The organism is Bacillus sp. AM1(2019) (genome assembly GCF_009906915.1).
Lineage (GTDB): Bacteria > Bacillota > Bacilli > Bacillales > Bacillaceae > Bacillus > Bacillus velezensis.
Genome location: NZ_CP047644.1, coordinates 2,008,989 through 2,035,706, shown reverse-complemented (window position 1 = coordinate 2,035,706; position 26,718 = coordinate 2,008,989). Strand labels below are relative to the sequence as shown.

The window sequence follows — 26,718 nt, the reverse complement described above, 5'->3', positions numbered from 1 at the left end:
AAAAAGGCGACGGGGAGATTATAACATGACAAAAAAGAATGCAATTCAGGATATTTATCCGCTGTCTTATATGCAGGAAGGAATGCTTTTTCATTCCCTCCTGCAAAAGGAATCACAGGCTTACGCCGAGCAGGCCTCCTTTTCAATAACGGGGAAGGTTGACACCCGCGTGTTTGAAGAGAGCGTTCATGCCCTTTTTGAAAGACATGATATTTTCAGAACGATCTTTATCAGCCAGAACGTGTCAGTGCCGCAGCAGGTTGTATTAAAAGAGCGGAACGTCAGCATTATTGAGGAAAATCTCACTAATTTAAATAAGGCTGATCAAATCAAGTATATCGAAGAAGCCAAACGAAGAGACCGTGAGAAAGGGTTTCATCTGCAAAAAGACATGCTGATGCGGGTGACGCTGCTTCAAACCGGAGAATGTGAATATACGTGCATATGGAGTTTCCATCACATCATTATGGATGGCTGGTGTCTCGGAATCGTGCTGAAAGAGTTCTTCCAGATATACGCCTCGCGGCTCCGCCGGACACCGTTAACGCTTGAGCCTGCTGTGCCGTACGGGACCTACATCAAGTGGCTGATGGAGCAAGATAAAGAAAAAGCCGCTTCGTACTGGGAGCGGTATCTTGAAGGCTTTGAACAGCAGACTGTACTGCCGAAGCAGAAAAAAGCCGGTAAAAGCAGACAAGAGGAAGTGACGTTTTCCTTTTCAAAAGAGGACACGGCTAAGCTGAAAGAGCTGGCCGTAAAAGAAGAGGTCACGCTGAGCACCATTTTCCACACGCTCTGGGGCATTTTGCTTCAGGCGTATAACCAGACAGAAGATGCGGTTTTTGGTTCTGTCATTTCCGGAAGGCCGTCTGAAATCGAAGGCATCGAGCGAATGATCGGCCTGTTCATTAATACCGTGCCTGTCCGGATCAGCGGGGCGGACATCCCGTTTCAAAAGCTGATCAAAAACGTGCAAAAGGACGCTTTGAAAGGACAGGCTTACAGCTATCATCCGCTTTATGACATACAGGCGAATTCACAGGTAAAACAAGGCTTAATTGACCACATTCTCGTCTTTGAGAATTATCCGGTTGAACAGGAGCTTGATGTGCTGAACAGCAAGGGGGACACGAAAGACCTTTTTCACATCCATGATTTCAGCATGGAAGACGAAACCAATTACAGTTTTTACCTGATGGTGGCGCCGGGTGACGAGATTCACTTGAAAATGAGATTCGATTCAAGCGTGTATGACCGCCAATTTATCGAAAATATCAAAGGCCATTTGGCACACATCGTCTCCCAAGTTCTCGACAAACCGGACATCACGCCGGACAAGCTTGAAATCATCACTCCAGAGGAAAAAGTGCAGCTGCTTGCGCCGATTTCTGAAGAGACCGAAAAGCCTGAATATGACACGGTTCATGCAATGTTTGAACGGCAGGCCGCAAAAACGCCGGATCAAATCGCGATTCGGTATGAAGGTGAGTCAGTGACGTACAAAGAGCTGAACGAATCGGCTAATAAGCTGGCACGCCTGCTGAAAAAACGCGGTTTAAAGCGGGAGGAGCCGGTAGGCGTCATGCTCGGCCGTTCCCCTTCTTTAGCGGCGGCTGTTCTCGGTATTTTAAAAGCGGGCGGCGCCTTTGTCCCGATAGATCCGGGCAGTCCAAAGGAGCGTATCCGATATGTCATTGAAAACAGCGGCTGCGTCCATGTTGTAACAGAGCGGCATCAGTCAGTCCCCGCGGAACAAACGCTGCAAGTTACATACATAGAAGAGGCCGGGACGGAAGCGGACGGAAGCAAAGTGCAATCCATTAATACGGCGGACGACCTCCTTTATATGATTTATACATCCGGTACGACAGGGAAACCGAAGGGCGTGCTGCTCGAACATAAAAATATGGCCAACTTGCTTTCTCACCAATTGACGAACACAGACATTGATTTTTGCACAAATGTGCTGCAGTACGCATCTTTGGCGTTTGACGTCTGCTATCAGGAGTTATTTTCAGTACTCTTGAGCGGCGGCACCCTCTGTATCGTGCCGGAATCAATCAAACGGGATGTTTCTCAGCTGTTTTCGTTTATTGATCAGCACAACACGGAAGTGGTGTTTTTCCCGACTGCGTTTGTCAAGATGCTTTTCAATGAAGAAGGTTATGCACAGTCTTTTCCCCGCTGTGTGAAGCATGTCATTACGGCCGGGGAGCAGCTGACCGTTTCGCGTTTGTTCAGGCAGACGCTCCGTTTACACGGTATGCATCTGCATAATCATTACGGCCCGTCAGAAACTCATGTGGTTTCAACGTATACGATTTCTGCGGGAGATGACATACCTGAACATCCGTCGATCGGGAAACCGATCCATCATAACAAGATGTATATTCTCAGCAAAAACAGGCAGCTTCAGCCTCTCGGAATTGCGGGAGAATTGTATATTTCCGGAGCGAATACAGGAAGAGGCTATGTGAACAATCCGGCGCTGACCGAAGAGAAATTTTTGCCTGATCCGTTCAGAACGGACGCCGTCATGTACCGGACCGGAGATTTGGCAAGACTGCGTGCGGACGGCCAAATTGAATACATCGGCCGGACAGATGATCAAGTGAAGATCAGAGGGTACCGGATTGAACCGAAGGAAATTGAAACCGTCCTGGCAAATCATCATGCCGTGAAAGAAGCTGCCGTTCTGATTCAAACGAATGAGTCGGGCGAAAATGAATTATGCGCTTACTGCAGCGTCTCACAAGCGACTGATCCTTCTCAGCTGCGAAGAGATTTGGCTAAAGAGCTGCCTGATTATATGATTCCGGTCAAATGGGCTTTTGTTGACGCGATTCCGCTCACTGCGAACGGAAAAGTCGATCAGCGGGCCCTTCCAGAAGCTTCGGCGTACGCAGCGGGCCGTCGATATACAGCTCCCCGGAATGTGACCGAGCTGAAGCTTACCCGCATATGGGAAGAAGTGCTTCAAACCGGCCCGATCGGCGTTCACGATCACTTTTTCGAGCTTGGCGGCCATTCATTAAAGGCGACGGCACTCGTTGCAAAAATAGCTAAAGAGTGCAGTGTGCAAATCCCGCTGAGCGATGTCTTCAGCCATCCGACTGTAGGAGAACTCGCCAAAATCATCAGTGAAACAGAAGAGAACCCGTTCGCATCCATAGAAAAGACAGAAATGAAAGAAACATATCCTGTCTCATCCGCCCAAAAACGGATGTATGTCCTTCACCAGCTTGAAAATGGCGGTGTCAGCTATAACATTCCAGCCGTTTTAGAGGTGAAGGGGCCATTTGACCGAGACAGGATGGAAGCCGTGTTCAAGGAATTGATCCGGCGGCATGAACCGCTCAGAACGTCCTTTGAAGAAAAAAACGGCCTGCCCGTGCAGAGAATTCATGACGAAGTGCCGTTTGCATTTACAAAAGAACAATCAGCCGAAGCGTTTATCCGGCCGTTCGATCTCGGCAAAGCGCCCCTTTTCCGGGCGGGATTTGTCCAAATAGAAAAAGACCGGCATCTGCTTTTAGCTGACATGCATCATATTATTTCAGACGGCGTATCCGTCAATCTTTTGATACGTGAATTCAGTGAGCTGTATGCTGAGAGAAGTCTGCCGCCGTTACGGATTCAATACAAAGATTATGCCGTCTGGCAGCAATCATTTATGGCGGGCGCCGCATATCGGAAACAAGAGGAGTACTGGCTGAACCGGCTTGCCGGTGAGATTCCCGTGCTTGAATTGCCGGCTGATAAGCCGCGTCCCCCGGTGCGGAGCTTTTCCGGTGACCGGGTGTCATTTGTCATCAGCGAAAAACATACAGCACAGTTGAAAAAGCTGGCGAAAGAAAACAAATGCACACTGTATATGACGCTGCTTGGTGTGTACACGGTTCTGTTAGCCCGTTTAAGCGGACAGGAAGATATGATCGTCGGGTCTCCGATTGCAGGAAGGCCTCATGCCGACCTTGACGCCGTTCTGGGCATGTTTGTCAATATGCTTGCTTTCAGGACGCGTCCCGACGGAAGCATGACATTCAAAGAATATTTAAAGGAAATTCGCCAAACAGCGCTTGAGGCTTACGAACATCAGGATTACCCGTTAGAAGAGCTCGTCGATAAGCTCGGTGTGCCGCGGGACATGTCCCGAAATCCGCTGTTTGACACAACATTTGCGCTGCAAAATATGGAACAGCAGAAGCTTAGGGCATCCGGACTTGAACTGCAGCCGGCAGACGTCAGCCTGCCGATTTCTAAATTTGACTTATCGCTGTACATCTCTGAAAACGCCGGTGAATTGTACTGCCAGTTTGAATACAGCACCGATTTGTTTAAGAGAAAAACGATTCAAAAATGGACGGGATTTTTTACGACACTTGCCGAAAACGCCGCGGCTGATCCGGGTTTGGAATTAGACGATATTTCTGTTTTGACAGAAAAAGAAGAAGTGTCTCTGCTTCAAGATTTCAGCCCCTTGCAGAAAACAGCGTTTCCGCTTCATCAGTCTCTTCATGATCTGCTGGAACAGCAGGCGGAAAAAACGCCGGACCGTCCGGCGATTTTAACTGATGACATTTCGATTACGTATCAGGAACTGAACGAAAGGGCAAACGAGCTTGCGCATCAGCTGATCAAGCGGGGGATAAGGCTGGAGGATAAAACTGCCATTATGGGCCGGCGTTCTCCTGACATGCTGATCGGCATTTACGCTGTCTTAAAAGCAGGCGGTGCATATCTGCCGATTGATCCGGATTACCCCAAAGAGCGGATTCGCTTTTTACTGAAAGACAGCGGCGTGAAATTCTTACTGGCAGAACCAGAACTTTTGGCTGCAGATCTTTTTGAGGGAGAAATGATCTCTCTGAAAAGCGGACAAACAGGAAACCCTGAAGCTGCGGCCAACCCCAATGTTCCGGTAAAACCTGATTCATTGGCTTATATCATCTATACATCCGGTTCTACGGGACGCCCAAAAGGCGTGCAGGTTGAACATCAGTCAGCCGTAAACTTTTTATACTCACTGCAAACGCGTTATGGATTAAGTGATTCTGACATCATTTTGCATAAAACATCATACTCTTTCGACGCTTCGATTTGGGAGCTGTTTTGGTGGCCGATCGCGGGAGCTTCTGTTTTCCTCCTTCCGCAAGGAGGCGAAAAGGACCCTGAAATGATACTGAACGCATTGGAGAATAACCGCATAACAGCGGCCCATTTTGTGCCATCCATGCTTCATGCTTTCTTGGAATATATAAATTCCAGAAAACAGCCGATCAAAAAGACCTGCTTAAAAAGGGTTTTTGTCGGCGGCGAACAATTGGGCCCGCACCTGGCTTCCCGTTTTTATGACCTTCTGCCGGGAACGGAATTGACAAATTCCTACGGTCCGACGGAAGCGACAGTAGAAGCGGCGTACTTTGATTTGCCGCAAGGAAAAGAATTTCACAATGTTCCGATCGGCATTTCCGGACATAACATGCGGCTGTATATTTTAAATCAAAAGAAACAGCTTCTGCCGCCGGGCTGTATCGGAGAGCTGTACATCGCGGGGACAGGGGTGGCCCGGGGCTATCTGAACCGGCCTGAGCTGACGGAGGAGCGCTTTCTCGATGATCCGTTTTATCCGGGAGAGCGCATGTATCAGACGGGCGATATCGCACGCTGGACAGAAGACGGCCTTGTCGAATGGCTCGGCCGTTCAGACGGACAGGTGAAAGTCCGCGGCTACCGGATTGAACCGGGGGAAATCGAAGCGGCGATCCGGCGCATCGACGGCATTCGTGAGGCGGCGGTCACCGCCCGGAACGAACACGGAGATACCGCGCTTTACGCCTATATTGAAGGACGGGAAAGCGATGACGTGCGGGCGGAGCTTGCGACACGCCTTCCGGCCTACATGATGCCGGCTCAGTTCATAGAGATGAGCGAATGGCCGGTCACGCCGAGCGGAAAGCTTGACCGCCGCGCGCTGCCGGCTCCCGGCGGAGCGGCAGACAGACAGGCGTACACCGCCCCGCGGAACGTCACGGAAATGAAGCTTTGCGCCCTTTGGGAAGAGGTGCTGAAAAACGGCCCCGTCGGCATCCGGGATCACTTTTTTGAGCGGGGCGGCCATTCGTTAAAAGCGACGGCTCTCGTCTCCCGCATCGCCAAAGAGTTCGGTGTTCAGGTGCCGTTACAGGACATCTTCGCCCGGCCGACGGTGGAAGAGCTTGCTTCGGTTATTCAGGACTTGGAAGAGAGCCCGTATGAAGCGATTCAGCCTGCGAAAAAACAGGACACCTACCCGGTGTCTTCGGCGCAGAAACGGATGTATGTGCTCCAACAGCTTGAAGACGGCGGTGTCGGCTACAATATGCCGGCTGTGCTGGAACTGACGGGCCCGCTTGACCGCGGCCGGCTGGAGGAGACGTTCCGGCAGCTTGTGGAGCGGCATGAGTCGCTCAGAACGTCCTTTGAAACGGGGCCTGACGGCGAACCGGTGCAGCGCTTCCATGACAGCGTACCGTTTCAGCTGGATGAGGCCGAGTCAGCTGACGCATTCGTCCGGCCGTTTTGTCTGGAGGAAGCGCCGCTCTTCCGTGCGGCCCTCGTGAAAGAATCCGACGAACGTCATCTTTTATTAACGGATATGCATCATATTATTTCTGACGGTGTGTCCGTCAACACCTTGATTAAAGAATTCGGCGAGCTGTACGCAGGCCGTTCGCTTGCGCCGATGCGCCTTCAATATAAAGACTATGCCGTCTGGCAGCGGTCGTTTCAGGAGAAAGAAGGACACCAGAAGCAGGAAGCGTATTGGCTGAAGCGGCTAGAAGGAGAGCTTCCGGTGCTTGAGCTTCCGGCTGACAAGCCCCGTCCGGCTGTCAGAAGCTTTGCGGGCGGCAGCGTATCGTGCACGCTTGACGCTGAAACGGCATCCGGCCTTCACCGCATCGCCCGGGATCACGGCTCCACTTTGTATATGGTGCTTCTCGCCGCGTACAATACGTTACTCGCGAGATTGAGCGGGCAGGAAGACATCATCGTCGGCTCGCCGATTGCCGGGCGCCCGCACAAAGACCTTGAACCGATTCTCGGCATGTTCGTCAACACGCTGGCCATCAGAACAGAGCCGAAAGGAGACAAACGGTTTACCGATTACTTGGCGGAAGTCCGCCAGGCGGCGCTTGAGGCGTATGAGCATCAGGACTATCCGTTTGAAGAGCTTGTGGAACGGCTCGGCGTACAGCGGGACACAAGCCGCAATCCGCTGTTTGACGCCATGCTTGTCGTTCAGAATATGGAGCATGAGGAACTGCTGTTGGACGGTTTGCATATTCAGCCTGCGGACGTGTCCCGTCCGGTTTCCAAATTTGATGTCACTTTGCAGGCTTCTGAAGGCGGGGGACAGATTCATTTTCTGTTTGAATATGCGGCGTCTTTATTCCGGAAAGAAACGATGCAGCGCTGGGCTTCCCACTTTATGACGATGCTTGAACACATTGTCCGTGAACCGGAAACTTCTATACAAGCGATCAGCATGCTGACTGCTCCGGAACGGGACCGGATTCTTTCGGACTTTAACGGCATGGCGGATCAACAGCTGCCTGAAAAAACAGTTCATGAACTGTTCATCACCCAGGCACGAAAAACACCGGATGCGGCAGCCCTTATCAGCGGGGAAACTTTAATCACATATAAAGAATTAGATGAATGGTCGAATAAAATCGCCAGAGCTCTGCAAAAACGGCAGATCGGACCGGATGCCGCCGTCGGCATTGTGATACCAAGATCACCGGAACAAGTCGCGGCAGTCTTCGGGGTTTGGAAAGCCGGGGGCGCCTACGTCCCGATAGATCCTGAATATCCGGAGGAACGCAAGCAATATATCATCTCAGACAGCGGCACAGCGCTTCTCCTTACCGTACACGGCGCAATAGATCAAGTGCCTGATCATTTTAAAGGTGAAGTGCTCGCACTGGAGGATATCCAAGAACAAGACGCATCACCGGTTCAGTCATTATCAGCACCGGAAGATTTGGCTTACATCATTTACACATCCGGGACGACAGGCAGGCCGAAAGGGGTTATGGTCGAACATCGTTCCGTCAGCCAAACCCTTCAATGGCGGAGCGGATTTTATGATCTGAATGAGAAAGATACGATTCTTCAGCTCTTTTCATTTTCATTTGACGGGTTTGTAACAAGCATGTTCACACCGCTGATTTCCGGTGCGAAAGCGGCCGTTTTAGCTGAAGATGAAGCGAAAGATATTCTTGCTATTAAACACTATCTTGCATCTTACCGCATCACTCACATGATCATTGTTCCCGTGCTGTATCGCACACTGCTTGACGTACTGGAGCCGGGTGATGCCGAGTCTCTCCGGATTGTCACATTAGCGGGAGAAGCCGTCGACCAAAACGTTATCAGCCGCAGTTTATCAGTTTGTCCACACACTGAGCTTGCCAATGAGTACGGACCGACGGAAAACAGCGTCGCCACTACAGCGGCAAGACATATAGAACAAAGTGAGAACATTACGATCGGCCGTCCGATTGAGCATTCACACGTTTATATTTTAAACGGGGATCACCCGCAGCCGATCGGTGTAACGGGAGAACTTTGCATTTCGGGTTCCGGCCTTGCAAGAGGGTACCGCAATCTTCCTAAGCAAACGGCTCAAGCCTTTGTCCAAGACCCGTTCCGGAAGAACCGGCGCATGTACCGCACGGGCGACCTGGCAAAATGGCTGCCGGACGGCACGCTGCAATATATCGGCCGAATGGACGAGCAAGTCAAAATCAGAGGCTACCGGGTGGAACTGAAAGAAATTGAATCCGCCTTAACAGGCATAAAAGGTGTCAAAGAAGCAGCCGTCACCGCTCTGCCCGCATCAGCAGGCCAAACGGAACTATGCGCTTATATCGTGACAGAAGAAGGAACGGAAAGTGAAACCGTGCAGCAGGCGCTCAGAAATGAAATGCCCGCTTATATGGTGCCGGCGTTCTTTGAAACACTTGAAGCCCTGCCTGTCACACCGAACGGGAAGCTTGACCGCCGCGCGCTTCCTGAGCCGCGGAAAAAAGCGCACACCGGACGGGCATTTACCGAGCCTGAAAGCGACATGGAAAAAGAGCTTTCCGCGATTTGGAGCGAAGTGCTCGGGACTGAAAACATTGCCGCGGATCAATCATTTTTTGAACTGGGCGGCGATTCCATCAAAGCCCTGCAAGTATCAGCCCGATTACATCAGGCAGGAAAACAAATCGCCGTAAAAGATATTTTCAGCCGGCCGACAATTAGAGAGCTGGCGCCTTATATCCGTACAGAGCGGCAGCCGGTCAGCCAAGCTCCTGCAGAAGGAGAAGTGAAGTGGTCGCCGGTCCACAAATGGTTCTTCACACAAGACATGAAGGAAGCAAACCATTTTAACCAGTCCGTCATGCTGACGAGAACAAATTCAATAGATGAAGAGGCCCTGAGGAAAACGTTAAAAGCCATTACCGTTCATCATGATTCCTTGCGCCTTGTCTGCAAAAAAGACGAAGAGAAAGGTCTTCTCCTCTTCAACAGACCGGCTGACCTCGCAGATGAGCAGCTTTACAGCCTGACCATTTTAGAAACGGAAGGCGATGAGCATGAGAAGGAACGTTTTGTAAAACGCCGCGTCGCAGAGCTTCAGAGAAACATGGATTTGGAGAACGGGCCGCTTGTACAGGCGGGGCTGTTCCGCTCCGAAGCAGAAGATTACTTGTTTCTGACGGTCCATCATCTCGCTGTCGACGGGATATCATGGCGGATTTTATTGGAAGACTTGGCTTCTGCTTATGAGCAGGCCGTCTCTGGACAGGAAATCAAACTCCCTCCGAAAACCATGTCATTCAAAACATATACGGAGCAGCTGGCCGATTATGCCGAAAGCAGACAGCTTCTTCAGCAGGCGGAGTATTGGCGGGAGATTGAACACTATGAAACAGAAAGTCTTCCTTACGAGCAGGCAGATTTATCTCAAACTCCTGCAAAAAAACGGAACACGGTATCCTTCACTCTGACAGAAAGTGAAACGGACGCCCTGTTGAAAGATGTGCACAGCGCCTACAATACGGATACGCAAGATGTGCTTTTGGCTTCCGCCGTGCTTGCCGTTCAAAAGTGGTCGCCGCGGCACGCTTTGAAAATCGCCCTTGAAGGACACGGACGCCAATCGGAGCAGGCAGGTGCGGACATCAGCAGGACGGTGGGGTGGTTCACTTCCATTTACCCGGTGCTTTTCCGGAGCGGAGTTTATGAACCTCATGAAGAATATGAAATTCGCACATTGAAAAACGTCAAAGACACATTGCGGCGCATTCCGGATAAAGGGAACGGATACGGCGTCCTCAAATATTTAACACCGCCGAAGCTTGCCGGGATGACTTTCGGGAAAGCACCGGAGATCAGCTTTAATTATCTCGGACAATTCGATGCGCCCGGCGGGAATCCGGCAGAAACGGAACAGCCTGACGCGTTTCAGTTTTCTCCTTTGGGAGGCGGAGATGATGTGACAGATACATGGAAACGGGAGCAGTCACTTGAAATCAGCGCGATTGCGGCAAAAGGCCGGATGACCGTCAGCATTTCCTATGAAACGGAGCGCTTCCGGCAAGATACGATCGAACGGCTGTCCGAAAGCTGCCGGTATTATCTCCTGAAACTGTCGGAACACTGCCTCAGCAAAACCGATACGGAGAAGACCGTCAGTGACTTTGATGATCGGGAGCTGACTGAGGAAGCCTTGCAGGATATTGCCGACTTACTCAGCTTCCACTAAACCGAGCGGGAGGAACACATGGACAAAACGAAAAATATCCAAAACATTTATCCCCTCAGCCGAATGCAGGAAGGAATGCTTTTTCATTCCTTTCTGCAAAAGGAGGGGGCTGCATATATCGAGCAATCCGTCTTCACCATAAAAGGCCGGCTTCGTCCGGAATTGTTTGAGCAAAGCGTACAGTCTGTCATCAGCCGCCACGATATTTTCAGAACGGTTTTTTTACCTCATGTCGCTCAGCTGAACGGCCCCCGCCAAGTTGTGCTGCGTAAGCGGGAATTCCGGCTGCACCGCGAAGATCTTACACATTTGGACGAAGCGGGACAGAGCGCCTATTTACAGCGATTTAAGGAACGTGACCGCTTAAAAGGCTTTGACTTGCAAAAGGATATGCTGATGCGTGTTTCTTTGTTTAAAACGGCAGACGAGGAATATGTATGCGTCTGGAGCCACCATCACATCCTTATGGACGGCTGGTGCCTCGGCATCGTCCTTCAGGAATTCATGCATATGTACCGGGCGATTGAATCAGGCTCACCCGTCACACTGGCGCCCGCAAAGCCTTACAGCACTTATATTACATGGCTGACTGATCAGGACAAAGACGCGGCTTCTGAGTATTGGAAAGGATATTTAGCAGGCTGCGAGACACCCTCAGGACTCCCGAAAATATCGGCCCGTCCTCAGGAAAAAGGCTACCGTAAGAAAGAGCTGCTGTTTTCTTTAGATCAAAATCTGACAGACAGGCTGAAAACCATCGCCAAAGAAGAGGGCGCTACGCTCGCGGTTCTTATGCAGACTGTATGGGGCCTGATGCTGCAGCGCTACAACCGGACGGACGATGCCGTATTCGGCGCCGTCGTATCAGGGCGGCCTTCCGTCATTGACGGCGTGGAAAGCATGATCGGGCTGTTTATCAATACCGTGCCGGTACGCATTAAAACGGGTGATGAAAGCTTTAGAGAACTGCTGGGCCGCTGCCAGAAAGAAATGCTTGATTCAGAGGCGTTCAGCTACCATCCGCTTGCTGACATCCAATCTCAGACTGAGCTGAAACAGGATTTAATCGACCATATCATCGTGTTTGAAAATTATCCGATTCAGCAGCAGATGAAAGACGCGGAAAAGGAATCGGATGCACCGTTCCGGATCGGGAATGTCAACGTGTCGGAACAATCGGGCTACGATTTTAACCTCATCATAGCGCCCGGCGATGAGCTGCTCATCAAATTCAGCTACAATGCGAACGTTTATGACGAAGTATGGATAGAGAGCGTAAAAGGACACTTGGAAGAAGCTCTGCGCGGCGCCGCCTTCAATCCCGATGTCCCCGCTGATCGGCTTCCGATGCTCGGACAAAAGGAAAAATCAAGAATAATCGGCGAATTTAATGACACGAAAACAACTTATGAAAGAGACGAAAGCATCATCAGCCTGTTCAGCCGACAGGTGAAGAAAACCCCGGACCATCAAGCGCTTCACGCCGGCGGGCTGACGATGACATACCGGGAGCTCGATGAACGGTCAACTGCATTCGCCCGCACCCTGCTGGAAAACGGTTTGGCGCCAAAGGGAATTGCCGGGATTCTGGCCGAACGCTCACCGGAATTTATCATCGCTGTTCTCGCTGTATTGAAAGCGGGAGGGACGTACCTTCCTCTTGATGCAGAACTGCCAACCGACAGGATCGCCGATATGCTCACTGAGAGCGGAGCACAGCTGTTAACGGTGCAAAAAGGGATTGAGACTGACTTTGACTTTTCTCACATCATCTCTATCCCGGCTGCAGCTGAAAAACAAACCGCTGATGCGGGAAAACTGAATACCGATACAGCACCTGATGACCTTGCCTATATTATGTATACATCCGGTTCAACAGGAAAACCGAAGGGCGTGATGATTTCCAACCGAAACGTCGTATCGCTCGTGTCAAACAGCAATTATACGTCGGCCGGCATGTCGGACCGTCTCATTCTGACAGGGTCCATCGGTTTCGACGCAGTGACGTTTGAAATCTTCGGTGCGCTTTTGAACGGAGCATGCCTTCATGTGGTTGACCGCTCGACAATGCTTGCGCCTGAGAGGTTCGGCAATTATCTTTCATCCAACCGGATTACGATTTTGTTTTTGACGACAGCGCTCTTTAACCAGTTTGCCCAGGCAGATCCGGAGATGTTTTCTGGATTGCACACCTTATATGTCGGCGGAGAAGCATTGTCCCCGGCGCTTATCAATAAGGTCAGACACCGCTGTCCGAATCTCAGCCTTTATAACATATACGGACCGACGGAAAATACGACATTTTCTACCTTTTACGAAATCAGGCACGATTTTTCTCAGCCGATTCCAATCGGAAAACCGATCAGCAATTCAACCGCATATATCATTGATAAAAATGGCAGACTTGCGCCGATCGGCGTGCCCGGTGAGCTTTGTGTCGGCGGTGACGGGGTTGCCAAAGGCTATTTAAACAGGCCTGACTTAACAAGTGAAGCGTTTGTCAGCCATCCGGTTCATCCTGAAGAAAAGATCTACAAAACAGGCGACTTGGCACACTGGCTGCCTGATGGAAGCATCGGATACATCAGCCGTATTGACCGTCAATTCAAGATTCGCGGGAAGCGGATCGAGCCGGCCGAAATTGAAGCGCGCTTGACTGAAATAGATGGAATCAGGGAATCGGCAGTCATCGTAGCAAAAGAAGGACAAGAAGCAATCCTTTGTGCGTATTATACGGGCGCGCATGTTGAAGAAAAAACCATTCGATCTCTATTGGCCAGGTCGCTTCCCGACTATATGATTCCTCAGTATGTGATTAAGCTTGACCGTATGCCGCTTACCGCAAACGGCAAAGTGGACCGCCGCGGGCTGCCTGCGCCAGAACGGAAAAAAACGTTATCAAAAGCCGTTCCGCCACGAAACTGGGTGGAGCGTGAGCTGATCGACATTTGGACGCCGATCCTCGGCTGCGGGGAGCTGGGCATACAGGATGACTTCTTTGAACTGGGCGGCCATTCTTTGAAAGCATTGCAAGTGATTCATCAGCTGAAGACCAGGCAGCAGATGGATGTGCCGATTGAAATGATATTTGAATATCCGACAATTGAACAATTGGCTGAAAAGCTATATTCCAGCACACTGTCAGAAGCTGCAGAGCAGCATATCAGCAGACTGAACCAGCCGAAAGGCCGTAATCTTTTCTGTTTTCCGCCTATCTCAGGTTTCGGCATTTTCTTTAAAGATCTTGCGGAGGCATTAAATGGACGGGCTGCTGTGTACGGTTTTAACTTTATTGAAGAAGACAGCAGAATGGAACAATACATTGATAAAATGCTGGAAATCCAGCCGGAAGGCCCTTATATCCTCTTCGGATATTCAGCGGGCGGCAATACGGCATTCGAGGCGGCAAAAGCGATGGAAAAGCGCGGCTTAGAAATCAGTGACGTCATTATCGCAGACGCGTACAGAAAGCTTGACGCACTGCCTCAGCAGCCAACAAACGCAACAGCCGACAACGTCCCGGAAGCCGTCAGAGAAGCGGTCATCAAAAAGACAGAGCGCTATCAAACGTACTGGGCGGAACTGATAAATGACGGCCAAATCGCGGCAAACCTCCATTTTATCGAGGCCGGCATAAAGGAAGAGCACAGTGATAAGACCGAGCCGATGAAATGGGAAGGCGCCACAACGGGACTCTATCAGGAATATCAAGGCGGGGGCGCCCATAAAGATATGTTTGAACCCGCCTTTGCACAGCAAAATGCTGAGGTCATACTGGACATCATTGCAAACAGCGGAAGACGCTTGGCGCGGAATCTGTAACATCCGGCAGAATGGCTGAAGAAGACAAAGGGCAAGATAGGGGAATCAAACTCAGTTTTTTGGAGGCTTTGACATGACGAACCTATCTTGGCTTACGTATGTAATGATTATTCTTGCCAGCTACCGGATGACCCATTTGATCGTATTTGATAAGATTACGGAATTCATAAGAAAACCCTTTATAAAGCAAGAAAAAACCGTCGATCAAAACGGGCGCGCCGTCCAAAAAAAAGTCCCTTCCTCCGCATTCGGTTATATGCTGCAATGTTATTGGTGTGCGGGTGTCTGGTGCGCCATATTGATCGGCATCTGCTACTTGGTCTGGCCCCGCTATGCACATCCGGTTATTTTCATTTTATCCATCGCCGGAGCGCAGGCCATTCTTGAAACTTGTGTCGGCGTCGGAACGAAGATCATTGACGTGCTCGCCGCCATGAAACATAAAAAGTCCTGAAGCGTTTTATTCGCTTTAGGACTTTTTTCTTTCCCTTTTAGGCTGAGAGGAGCAAAGCAGGCTTTCTGATTCACCGCCCGGAATGCTTCGGAATACCGTAAAGCAGAGAGGGGGAAAAACATGAAAAGCTGCCGTTTTAGCATGATATGGTTTTTGGCCGTTGTACTGACAGCCGGCATCTTTACATTCTCAGCATCCGCACAAGCAAGCGGCACTCAGCCGGAGAGAGAAATGAGAGCCGTCTGGATCGCGTCTGTCACCAATATCGACTGGCCCTCTAAAAAAGGGCTGTCACCGGAAGAGCAAAAAAGAGAATACAGCAAGCTGCTGGATGACGTTCAGGAGATGGGAATGAATGCCGTTATCGTCCAAATTAAGCCTGCGGCTGATGCTTTTTATCCATCAGATTACGGGCCTTGGTCAGAGTATCTGACAGGAACACAAGGCAAAAATCCCGGCTACGATCCGCTTGCTTTTTTAGTTGAAGAGACACATAAACGGAATCTTGAATTTCACGCTTGGTTCAATCCTTACCGGATCACGATGAATCATACAAATTTGAATGCGCTTTCAGATGATCATCCCGCGCGTTCCCATCCGGACTGGGTCGCTGCATATGGAAAACAGCTGTACTATAATCCGGGCATTCCGGAAGTAAGACAATTTATAACGGATGGAATCAAAGAGGTGGTCAGCCGTTATGACATTGATGCGGTTCATATGGATGATTATTTTTATCCTTATAAAATTGCCGGACAGGAATTCCCCGATCAGGCGGAATACGAACGGTACGGAAAAGCTCACTTTGCATCAGTTGATGACTGGCGCAGGGATAACGTCAACCGGCTTGTAAAAGAAATCAACCAAACCATCAAACGAGAAAAACCTTATGTCAAATTCGGAATCAGCCCGTTCGGCGTATGGAGAAATGCCGCAGATGACCCGACAGGCTCCGAAACGGCCGCAGGGGTGCGGAACTACGATGATTTATATGCTGATACGAGAGAATGGATCCAAAAAGGATACATTGATTACATCGCACCGCAAATTTACTGGAGCATCGGATTTAAAGCGGCGGCATATGACGTCTTAGCGGATTGGTGGGGAAAAGAAGTGAACAATCGGCCGGTGCATTTATATATCGGGCAGGCAGCTTATAAAATCAACAACAATGCTGATCCGGCCTGGGCCGACCCGGGGGAATACGGAAGACAGATTGCTCTTAACAGGGGATCAGCATGGATAAAAGGCAGCATGCATTTCAGTTTAAAGGATTTAAACCGTAATCCGCTCGATGTGAAAAACCGTTTGATCAAAGACATGTACAGCCGGCCCGCATTAATTCCCGAGATGCCTTGGCTCGGACATTCCGCTTTAAAAAAACCGGCTGTCAAACGGGCGGAGAAGAACGATTCAGGCCATACACTCTATATTGAAGATGCGAAATCCAACGGTAAAAAAACGGCTTATTACGCCATTTACCGCGCAGAAAAGGGAAAGCAGCCTTATTTAGTGGATACAGTCAGAAAAACATCCTCACGGACGCAGACATTTTCAGATACTGAAATTCGGGCGGAAGAAGCCTGCACCTATATCGTTACTTCCGTTGACAGGCTACACCATGAGAGCCGTCCCTCCGCAAAACGGACGATTAAATAGCCATTATTAATAAACTGACAGTTGCGGCGCTGTCAGTTTTTTTGCGGCGGATGAGTCCGAATGTTCAGACTTCATTTGGATGGAATGAATAAAGACCCCCATTAATAAAATGTAGAAAGCAGCAGAAGGAGGAAGGTTAATGAATTTTCAACTGACAAAAGAACAGCAGATGGTGCGCGAAATGGTCAGAGATTTCGCCAAAAATGAAATTGCCCCGAAAGCCCATGAGGTTGATCAATCAGCCGTCTTCCCGATAGACACATTTAAAAAAATAGGCGAACTCGGGCTGCTCGGAATTCCGTTTCCGGAAGAATACGGCGGGGCGGGCGGTGATACCATTTCATATGCAGCAGCGGTCGAAGAAATCGGAAAAGCCTGCGGCAGCACGGGGCTGAGCTACGCGGCAGCCGTGTCACTCGGCGCAAGCCCATTATACTATTTCGGTACTGAACAGCAAAAGCAAGAACATCTTATTCCGCTTGCTTCGGGAAAAGCGCTCGGATCATTCGGGCTGACAGAGCCGAATGCCGGTTCAGATGCCGGCGGCACCCAGACAAAAGCCGAGAAAAAGGGCGATGACTATGTGATAAACGGAGAGAAATGCTGGATCACAAACGCAAATTACGCCCGCACGGTCATTGTCACCGCCGTTACGGGAAAGAACTCCGCCGGAAAACCGATCATTTCAGCTCTCATCGTCCCCACAGACACACCGGGATTTACGATCACAAATCCGTACGACAAGATGGGTGTGAGAGGATCGGATACGGCCGAGCTTGTGCTGGAGGATGTCAGGGTGCCTGCCGATAACCTGCTCGGTGATCCTGAAAAAGGTTTTAAACAATTTTTATATACATTAGACGGCGGGCGGATCTCGATTGCGGCACTGGCTGTCGGTATCGCTCAAGGCGCGCTGGAGGCGTCGCTGTCATATGCGAAGGAACGCAAGCAGTTCGGCAGTCCGATATCGTCATTTCAAGCCATTCAATTTAAGCTGGCCGATATGGCGATGGAAATTGACCTTGCCAGACAGATGGTGCTTAAAGCGGCATGGCTGAAGGATCAAAACCTGCCATTTACGAAAGAAGCGGCATTCGCCAAGCTTTATGCTTCAGAAATGGCCGTCAGAACGTGCCTTCAGGCCATCCAAATTCATGGCGGTTCCGGTTATATGAAGGAATGCGGTGTCGAACGTATGCTTCGTGACGCAAAGCTGATGGAGATTGGCGAAGGAACGTCAGAAATTCAAAGAATGGTCATCGCAAGACAGCTTTTGAAGTGAAATGAAAACGTTTACCAAGACAGGGATGGAAGGGGGCAGGTCATATGGCTGAACTTATCCATTTAACAGCCGGAAAGCTGCTTGAGCGGACCGCGAAGCTTTTTCCGGATCATGAAGCGGTTGTTTACCCTGAGCGCAGCCTTCGTTATACGTATGCCGAGTTTGACCGGTTATGCCGGCAAACCGCAAAAGGGCTGATGAAGCTGGGAGTTGAAAAAGGAGATCATGTGGCCATATGGGCATCCAACATTCCGGAATGGCTCGCGGCGCAATTTGCAACGGCGAAAATCGGCGCCGTTCTGGTCACCATTAATACCAATTTTCAAATCGCAGAGCTCGATTACCTGCTGGCACATTCAGACGTCTCGGCCTTGATAATCATGGATTCCTACCGGCAGACATCTTATGTTGAGATGGTGAATAAGCTGATTCCCGAACTAAAAACTTGTGAGCGCGGCAGGCTGCGTTCGAAACGTTATCCATTTTTACGGACGGTGTTATATATCGGTGATAAAAGCCCGCCCGGGATGCACCGTTGGGATTCTTTGCTGAAGGATGCCGAGTCTGTAACGGATGCAGAGCTTGACGGAAGGATGGACAGCCTGAAAAAGGATGATTGCATTCATATGCAATATACATCAGGTACGACCGGATTTCCGAAAGGCGTCATGCTCTCACATTTTAATATCGTAAATAACGCGGCCAATATCGCAGAATGCATGAAGCTTACTTCATGTGACCGTTTATGTATTCCCGTGCCGTTTTTCCACTGCTTTGGGTGTGTGCTCGGCGTGCTGGCATGTGTTTCCGCGGGTGCGGCGATGATTCCGATCGAACAGTTTTCTCCGCCGGCCGTTCTGAAAACGGTGGAGAAAGAAGCCTGCACGGCTCTGCACGGTGTACCGACGATGTTTATCGCCCTCCTAAATGACAGCCGTTTTTCTGAATATGATCTTTCCCACGTCCGAACCGGGATTATGGCAGGCTCGCCATGCCCGGCGGAAGTCATGAGAGAAGTGATCGGCAAAATGGGGATGACCGACATTACAATTGCCTACGGACAGACCGAAGCATCACCTGTTATTACGCAGACAAGAACGGATGATTCATTTGAAAGAAGAGTGGAAACAGCGGGGCGCGCGCTTCCCCATATCGAAGTCAGAATCGTTCGGCCCGGAACATCCCAAGAAGCCGCCCGGGGCGAACAAGGAGAGCTCTGCACCCGCGGATATCATGTCATGAAAGGCTATTATAAAAATCAAGAAGCGACCGAAGAAGCGATAGACAAAGACGGCTGGCTGCATACCGGTGATTTGGCGGTCATGGACGAGGACGGGTACTGCAAAATCACGGGCCGTCTGAAAGACATGCTGATCAGGGGCGGCGAAAATATCTATCCGCGCGAGATTGAGGAAATGTTATATCGGCATCCCGCGGTAGCAGACGTTCAGGTCGTCGGCGTGCCTGATCCGAAATACGGAGAAGAGGCCGCGGCGTGGATCAGGCTCAAAGACGGACAAACCGCTTCCGCAGAAGACATCAGAGCCTTTTGCAAAGAACATATCGCCCGCTATAAAGTCCCCAGGTATGTTTTGTTTACAGATGAATATCCAATGACAGCCTCCGGAAAAATTCAGAAATTCAAGCTGCGGGAAAAAACGATTGAAGAGCTCAAGTTAACTTAATGAAAAAGGAGTGCTTCACATTTGTTTAAAAAAGTCCTGATTGCCAACAGAGGAGAAATCGCCTTACGAATTATCCGCACCTGCAAACGTCTCGGCATCCCCTCGGCAGCTGTGTATTCAGAAGCCGACCGGGACGCGCTGCATGTAAAAGCGGCTGATGAGGCCTATCCGATCGGTAAATCGAGAGTAAATGAAAGCTATTTACATATCGACAGAATCATAGAAGCCGCTAAATCCGCCGGAGCGGACGCCATTCATCCGGGCTACGGGCTGCTGTCAGAAAACAGCCTGTTCGCCGAACGCTGCCGGAAGGAACAAATCACATTTATCGGTCCGCCCGGTGATATCATCGCCAAGATGGGCAGCAAGATAGAAGCCCGAAAAACGATGCAAAAAGCAAAGGTCCCGATCGTTCCCGGTGTTTCAGAGCCATTGCCCGATGTTCACTCCGCCTTAGCAGAAGCCCGTGCCATCGGTTTTCCGGTCATGCTGAAAGCGTCCGCAGGTGGCGGCGGAATCGGCATGCAGATCGTACATTCAGAAGAAGAGCTGGCCAAAGCGTTTGAAGGCAATCAAAAGCGGGCCGCCTCCTTTTTTGGAGACGGCGCAATGTATATGGAAAAGGTCATTGAAAATGCCCGTCATATTGAAATTCAGATACTCGCAGATTCTTTCGGCAACACCGTTCATCTGTTTGAACGTGACTGTTCAGTCCAAAGGCGCCACCAAAAAGTGATAGAAGAAGCGCCGTCGCCGTTTGTTGACGATGAATTAAGACAAAGACTCGGTGAAACCGCCGTTAAAGCCGCTAAATCGATCGGCTACCAAAATGCAGGCACAATAGAATTTCTCGTCGACCAAAAGAAACAAATCTATTTTTTAGAGATGAACACCAGACTGCAGGTGGAGCATCCGGTGACAGAAGAAATTACAGGACTGGATCTTGTGGAAGAACAGCTGAAAATTGCCGCTGGGCAGGCGCTGCCTTTCTCGCAGAAAGATATCAACCACCGCGGTCATGCGATAGAAGTGCGGATCTATGCGGAAGATCCGGTCACCTTTTACCCGTCACCCGGTACTATCTCGTCTTTTTCCGTTTTAAGACACCCGTCAGTGCGACACGAATGCGCCGTCGAAAAGGGAAGCGTCATTTCTCCGTTTTACGATCCGATGATTGCCAAAATGATCGTCACGGCGAATACGAGAAAACAAGCCATTGAACAACTGAAAACCGCCCTTGGCGAATATCATGTAGAAGGGATTAAAACCAACATTCCGCTGCTGACAAAAATTGCTCATTCAGAAGTGTTTGAAAAGGGCGAGGCAACAACCGGTTTTTTACAAACAATGAACGAGGGGGCATCCAAATGAGCGTCATAAAAATTCAAATGGCGGGAAACCTGTGGAAAATTCATGTGAAGCCGGGTGATGTCATTGAAGAAGGACAGGAAGTGGCCATCTTGGAATCTATGAAAATGGAAATTCCGATTATCGCTGATGCAGCGGGTACGGTGAAAGAAGTGAAAAAATCAGAAGGTGATTTCACTGATGAAGGAGAGGTCCTGATTGAACTTCAATAAAACGGGAGGTGCAGCATGAACTGTCCGAAACATGTCCGCATCAATGAAGTAGGACCGCGTGACGGCTTGCAGAATGAATCCGCGTGGGTGGATACAGAAGATAAGATTGAGTGGATCAATATGCTGTCAAAAACAGGCCTTCCCTATATCGAAGTGACATCATTCGTGCATCCGAGATGGATTCCGGCTCTTCGTGACAGCCTGGACGTCGCAAAAGGCATTGCCAGATCTGAACATACGGTCTACGCGGCTCTCGTTCCGAACCTCATCGGACTGGAGCATGCGGCAGAAGGCGGAATCGATCAGGCATGTGTATTTTTATCTGCAAGCGAAACCCATAACCAAAAAAACGTAAACAAACCGATTGACCGGACCGTTCAAGAGCTCAGGCGGGTTATTACTGAAGCAAAAGCTGAAAAAATGGCGACGAGAGCTTATCTGTCCACTGTGTTCGGCTGTCCGTACGAACAGAACGTGCCGGTCGAACAAGTCATCCGCCTGTCAGACACCCTGCTCGAAATGGGTGTTGATGAAATATCGCTCGGCGACACGATCGGCGCGGCAAACCCCTTGCAGGTCATAGCCGTGCTTGAAGCCCTTTTGCCGAGAATTCCCGCCTCAAAAATCGCACTCCATTTCCATGATACAAGAGGAACGGCTCTAGCGAATATCATTCCCGCTCTTGATATGGGCATCACATCCTTTGATACTTCCTCAGGCGGGCTTGGCGGCTGCCCGTACGCCCCTGGATCAGCAGGAAACGCTGCCACAGAAGACGTCATTTATATGCTCGAACAAATGGGGATTGATACCGGGACGGACATGAATAAACTTCTTTATGCCGCCGGCTGGATCGCGGATAAAATAGGCAAAGACCTGCCAAGCAGAAACCTGCAGGCATTCAGAACGAAATGAGAAAGGAGAAGCCATGGGAGATTGCGTCTTGTATTCCGTCTGTCAAGAAACGATCGGTCTGATCACGCTGAACCGCCCGCATGCGGCCAATTCGCTGTCTTCAGACATGATTGATCATTTACAGCGTGTGATTGAAGACATCAAAAACTCGCCATCCATTCGTTGTGTCATTCTCACCGGCACCGGGAACACATTTTGCGCCGGTGCTGATTTAAAAGAAAGAGCGGGGATGAATCATGAACAAGTTAAGCAAAGCGTCAGGCGTATCGGTGAAACGGCGGCATCCATTGAAGCTCTCCCGCAGCCGGTCATTGCAGCGCTGAACGGAACCGCTGTCGGAGGAGGCCTTGAACTCGCCCTCGCCTGTGATATCAGAATCGCCGTCAGCCGGGCGGGCCTCGGCCTTCCTGAAACAGGGCTTGCGATCATTCCCGGAGCGGGCGGAACGCAGAGACTGCCCCGGCTTATCGGCCCCGGCGCGGCAAAAGAATTGATCTATACCGGCCGAAGGCTTTCTGCAGGAGAGGGAAAAGACATGAAGCTGATCGAGCATGTTTGTGAAGCCGATGAACTTATGGAAAAAGCAAAAGCACTGGCCGGCCGCATCGCCGCTAATGGGCCGATCGCCGTCAGACAAGCAAAATCCGCGATAAACAAGGGTCTGGAGACAGATCTCAATACAGGGCTCGAAATCGAACGAAAAGCATATGAACAAGTCATCCCCACACTTGACAGAGAAGAGGGCCTGCGCGCTTTTAAAGAAAAAAGACCCCCTGAATACAAAGGAAAATAAAACATGGAGGGACTCGGATGGATTACGAAAAAGAACGGCAGACACGCAGCAAAACGATTGAAAAGGGAGGAGCCGCGAAATATCACGCAAGCAACGAAAAGAAGGGAAAACTTTTTGTAAGAGACAGGCTGAAGCTTTTATTCGATGACGGCATATCCGTTGAAGACGCTTTTTTCGCCGAGTGCATGTCAGACGGACTGCCGGCTGACGGGGTCGTTACCGGGATCGGAACCATCGGCGGCAGAACCGTTTGTGTGATGGCAAACGACTCAACCGTAAAGGCGGGCTCGTGGGGCGCGAAAACGGTGGAAAAAATCATCCGCATTCAAGAGACGGCGGAAAAGCTTCAGTGTCCGCTCTTGTACTTAGTCGATTCCGCAGGTGCGAGAATTACGGATCAGGTCGACATGTTCCCGGGCAGAAGGGGAGCCGGCCGCATCTTTTATAATCAAGTAAAGCTGTCGGGCCGCATTCCGCAAATCTGTTTATTGTTCGGCCCTTCCGCTGCGGGCGGCGCTTACATTCCGGCCTTTTGCGACATTGTCATTATGGTCGAAGGCAATGCATCCATGTACTTAGGTTCTCCGCGTATGGCAGAAATGGTGATTGGCGAGAAAGTATCGCTTGAAGAAATGGGCGGCGCCCGTATGCATTGTTCCGTATCAGGCTGCGGTGATCTCCTCGCCCGGACGGAACAGGAAGCAATCATGATGGCGCAGACATATCTCAGCTATTTTCCGTCAAATTATACTGAAAAAGCGCCCATCAACAAATCTAAGAACCCGAAGGCTTTTGAAAAACCGCTCTCAGATGTCATTCCGGCACATCAAAACGCACCGTTCAACATGATGGATTTAATTGAACGTGTCATTGATGAAGACTCATTTTTTGAGATTAAACCGTTATTTGCGCAGGAATTAATAACGGGGCTTGCGCGGATTCACGGACAGCCGGTCGGCATTATCGCCAATCAGCCGCGTGTCAAAGGCGGGGTTTTATTTCTCGATTCGGCGGATAAAGCCGCAAAATTTATCGCTTTGTGCGACGCATTCCATATTCCGCTTCTGTTTTTAGCAGATATTCCCGGATTCATGATCGGAACGAAGGTTGAGCAGGCGGGCATCATCAGGCATGGCGCAAAAATGATCTCCGCAATGGCGGAAGCGACTGTTCCGAAGCTTTCTGTTATCGTCAGAAAAGCCTACGGTGCCGGATTATACGCGATGGCGGGGCCTGCTTTTGAACCGGACTGCTGTTTAGCGCTTCCGACTGCGCAAATTGCCGTAATGGGTCCTGAAGCAGCGGTGAATGCGGTCTACGCAAACAAAATCAGCGAGCTCACACCTGAAGAAAGGCCGGCTTTTATTCAAGAAAAGCGTGATGAATATAAGGAAGACATTAACCTTTACCGGCTTGCTTCTGAAATGGTGATTGACGGCATTGTTCCTGCTGATTCCTTGCGGGAAGAACTCAATAAACGCCTCACTGCTTACATGTCCAAACAACTGACATTCACACACCGGAAACACCCCGTATACCCGGTATAAATAAAAAAAAGACTGCATAGATCCGGCTCGCAGCCGTTCTTATGCAGTCTTTTTTCACAGTCTTGATCTCATTTTCTTCACAACAAAATAAACAACAATAAATACGAGAGCCAATATAATGATCGGAGTTGTATACATTCCGGCATAGCTGTCTACGTCTTTCCACTGTCCCCCGAGCTGATATCCGAGATAAACGAAAATGACAGACCACGGAATAATGGCAAGCGTCGTCAATATGACAAACTTGGAAAGAGGCATTTTCGCAAGGCCGGCCGGGATGGAGATCGCATGTCTGACGACCGGGATAAACCGCGCCGAGAACACAACGCCGGCGCCGTAACGGCGAAACCAGTTTTCCGCAACATCAACATGATGCTTTTTCAGAAGTAAGTACTTGCCGTACTTGTCCAAAAACGGCCGTCCCCCATAACGGGCGATCCAGTAAATAAAGCACTGCGCGATCGTTCCCCCGATCACACCGGCGACAATGGCGCCGATAAAGCTGATCGTGCCTTCTGACACCATATAGCCTCCGTAAGCCAGAACGATTTCACTCGGAATGATTTCGATCATTAATCCGAGCGCAATCCCTAAATAGCCCATACTTGTCAGCCAGGATAATATTTCACTAATAAAATTGCCCACACTGTTCACAACCTCTTTATCTTTTTACCCAATTATATGACTGATTGACAAGCAAAATGGTTACAAATTATTTTTTAACGCACGATTTCTTCAGATTCTCTTTTTAACACCTCTTCTAAATAAGCTAAAAGTTTCGGTCTCATTTCTTCCCGCAGAAGCCCGATCTCCGTGCCAGCCTTAAAACAGCCGAACTTATCTCCTATATCAAACCGGCTTCCTTCAAGCTCCCGCGCGTAAATGCTTCGGGTGCGGCACACTTCGCGCAGCGCGTCTGTCAATTGGATTTCGTTGCCCGCGCCTCTTCCGATCGTCTTCAGCGTTTTAAAAATAGCAGGGGTTAATATGTAGCGGCCCATCACGGCAATATGAGAGGGCGCCTTTTCAACAGCCGGTTTCTCAATCAGATCCTCAACCTCGTACACATGACCGCTCTGCCGCCCCGTCTGTATAATACCATATTTGCTGACATCAGCAGGATCGACGGGCTGTACGCCGACCGTTTCTGTGCCGTGTTGGTTATAGACGTCTATGAGCTGTGAAAGAGCGGGAGTGTCAGATACCATAATATCATCACCTAATAGAACGGCAAAAGGCTCATCTCCGATAAAATGCTCCGCACACAGCACCGCATGTCCTAATCCGAGCGGTTCTTTCTGACGGATGTAATGAATATTGGCCAAATCGGCAATCCGCTGCATTTCCTTCAGCGTCTCCGTTTTGCCTTTTTCCTGCAGATTGAATTCCAATTCCGCCGACCGGTCAAAATGATCTTCAATCGAGCGTTTGTTTCTCCCTGTAATAATCAATATATCTTCAATTCCTGATGCTGCGGCCTCTTCGACAATATATTGGATGGCCGGTTTGTCGACAATCGGCATCATTTCTTTCGGCTGCGCCTTTGTCGCCGGCAGAAATCTCGTTCCTAAACCTGCTGCGGGAATGACCGCTTTTCTCACTTTTTTTCTCATTCATCTTCACTCCTGATTCTGTATGTTTTTCAGCGAATCTCCAAATACCCAGATTCGGTTTCCGATAAAATTCATCATCATCCCGCCGATAGTGGCGGCGAACTTACTCACCAATAGCGAACAGCCGCCTTTTTGAAACGCGTAAAGCAGCAAAAAGGTGATTCCCGACGCGGCAAGATTAATCATGAGAAAGCGCATGATCTCTTTCCCGTCAGCCTTGCGTTTTACACGAAACGTCCACTTCCGGTTCCATACATAGCTGTTGACGATCCCTGCCGAATAGGAGCAGATCTGCGCCGGAAGATAGGGGACATGACAAGCGGCGAGAAGAAAGAAGACACCAAAATCGATCAGCGTATTGCCGACGCCTACAGTGCAAAAACGGCCTGCTGTCTTTACTTTTTCTTTCAGCATAACGGCATCCGGTGTTGACCTCCCTTCATAAAAGAATCAGATGGCTGTCATATTTGTTGATATGGACTACTTTAGCGGACAGTGTTGAATAAACAATTACTAAAATATGAACAAAACATGAAAACGTAGTGAGGCTTTGCAAAACTAATTAAG

Annotated in this window: 15 protein-coding genes; 11 read left to right on the top strand and 4 right to left on the bottom strand. The window is 49.9% G+C overall.

Annotation, left to right across the window (positions count from 1 at the left end; genetic code table 11):
- Positions 1 to 25 precede the first annotated feature (25 nt).
- From GNE05_RS09780 to GNE05_RS09730, 11 genes are all read left to right on the top strand, one after another.
- The gene (locus GNE05_RS09780) at positions 26 to 10,801 is read left to right on the top strand and encodes a non-ribosomal peptide synthetase (RefSeq protein WP_160182712.1); all 10,776 of its coding nucleotides are present in this window, start codon (positions 26 to 28) and stop codon (positions 10,799 to 10,801) included.
- A gap of 18 nt (positions 10,802 to 10,819) precedes the next feature.
- On the top strand, positions 10,820 to 14,623 hold the full coding sequence (locus GNE05_RS09775; RefSeq protein WP_160182711.1) for a non-ribosomal peptide synthetase: 3,804 nt from the start codon (positions 10,820 to 10,822) through the stop codon (positions 14,621 to 14,623).
- A 73-nt stretch (positions 14,624 to 14,696) separates the two neighbouring features.
- Complete coding sequence (locus GNE05_RS09770) at positions 14,697 to 15,077, top strand: DUF1360 domain-containing protein (protein WP_017417918.1); 381 nt, start codon at positions 14,697 to 14,699, stop codon at positions 15,075 to 15,077.
- Positions 15,078 to 15,197: 120 nt separating this feature from the next.
- A complete protein-coding gene (locus GNE05_RS09765; RefSeq protein ID WP_095060169.1) occupies positions 15,198 to 16,736 on the top strand; it encodes a glycoside hydrolase family 10-like protein in 1,539 nt (512 codons plus the stop codon).
- 139 nt (positions 16,737 to 16,875) lie between these two features.
- Entirely contained in the window at positions 16,876 to 18,018 is a 1,143-nt protein-coding gene (locus tag GNE05_RS09760; protein ID WP_003153894.1) for an acyl-CoA dehydrogenase family protein, read from the top strand.
- Between the two features lie 44 nt (positions 18,019 to 18,062).
- Positions 18,063 to 19,703, top strand: a complete 1,641-nt coding sequence (locus GNE05_RS09755; RefSeq protein WP_061862267.1) for an AMP-binding protein — start codon at positions 18,063 to 18,065, stop codon at positions 19,701 to 19,703.
- A gap of 21 nt (positions 19,704 to 19,724) precedes the next feature.
- On the top strand, positions 19,725 to 21,074 hold the full coding sequence (locus tag GNE05_RS09750; RefSeq protein ID WP_060561602.1) for an acetyl-CoA carboxylase biotin carboxylase subunit: 1,350 nt from the start codon (positions 19,725 to 19,727) through the stop codon (positions 21,072 to 21,074).
- The gene (locus GNE05_RS09745) at positions 21,071 to 21,283 is read left to right on the top strand and encodes an acetyl-CoA carboxylase biotin carboxyl carrier protein subunit (RefSeq protein WP_007410121.1); all 213 of its coding nucleotides are present in this window, start codon (positions 21,071 to 21,073) and stop codon (positions 21,281 to 21,283) included. The genes GNE05_RS09750 and GNE05_RS09745 overlap by 4 nt, the downstream gene beginning before the upstream one ends.
- A gap of 15 nt (positions 21,284 to 21,298) precedes the next feature.
- Positions 21,299 to 22,198 (top strand): hydroxymethylglutaryl-CoA lyase, encoded by a 900-nt coding sequence (locus tag GNE05_RS09740; protein WP_007410122.1) that lies wholly within the window; start codon positions 21,299 to 21,301, stop codon positions 22,196 to 22,198.
- A gap of 13 nt (positions 22,199 to 22,211) precedes the next feature.
- Positions 22,212 to 22,991, top strand: coding sequence for an enoyl-CoA hydratase (locus GNE05_RS09735; RefSeq protein ID WP_063095111.1), 780 nt, complete (start codon positions 22,212 to 22,214; stop codon positions 22,989 to 22,991).
- A 17-nt stretch (positions 22,992 to 23,008) separates the two neighbouring features.
- Positions 23,009 to 24,538 carry an acyl-CoA carboxylase subunit beta gene (locus GNE05_RS09730; protein WP_138092423.1) on the top strand — a complete coding sequence of 510 codons (1,530 nt, stop codon included), beginning with the start codon at positions 23,009 to 23,011 and terminating at the stop codon, positions 24,536 to 24,538.
- 54 nt (positions 24,539 to 24,592) lie between these two features.
- Here GNE05_RS09730 and GNE05_RS09725 read toward each other — a convergent pair whose 3' ends face one another.
- The 4 genes from GNE05_RS09725 to GNE05_RS09715 form a co-directional block, all read right to left on the bottom strand.
- Positions 24,593 to 25,183: an undecaprenyl phosphate transporter UptA gene (locus GNE05_RS09725; RefSeq protein ID WP_007410125.1), complete on the bottom strand. Its 591-nt coding sequence runs from the start codon at positions 25,181 to 25,183 to the stop codon at positions 24,593 to 24,595.
- A 74-nt stretch (positions 25,184 to 25,257) separates the two neighbouring features.
- On the bottom strand, positions 25,258 to 26,094 hold the full coding sequence (gene galU / locus GNE05_RS09720) for a UTP--glucose-1-phosphate uridylyltransferase GalU (RefSeq protein WP_366935530.1): 837 nt from the start codon (positions 26,092 to 26,094) through the stop codon (positions 25,258 to 25,260).
- Positions 25,997 to 26,197, bottom strand: coding sequence for a hypothetical protein (locus GNE05_RS21525; protein ID WP_442858623.1), 201 nt, complete (start codon positions 26,195 to 26,197; stop codon positions 25,997 to 25,999). The genes galU and GNE05_RS21525 overlap by 98 nt, the downstream gene beginning before the upstream one ends.
- Positions 26,158 to 26,565, bottom strand: a complete 408-nt coding sequence (locus tag GNE05_RS09715; protein ID WP_160182709.1) for a GtrA family protein — start codon at positions 26,563 to 26,565, stop codon at positions 26,158 to 26,160. Before GNE05_RS09715 ends, GNE05_RS21525 begins: the two co-directional genes overlap by 40 nt.
- Positions 26,566 to 26,718: the final 153 nt, after the last annotated feature.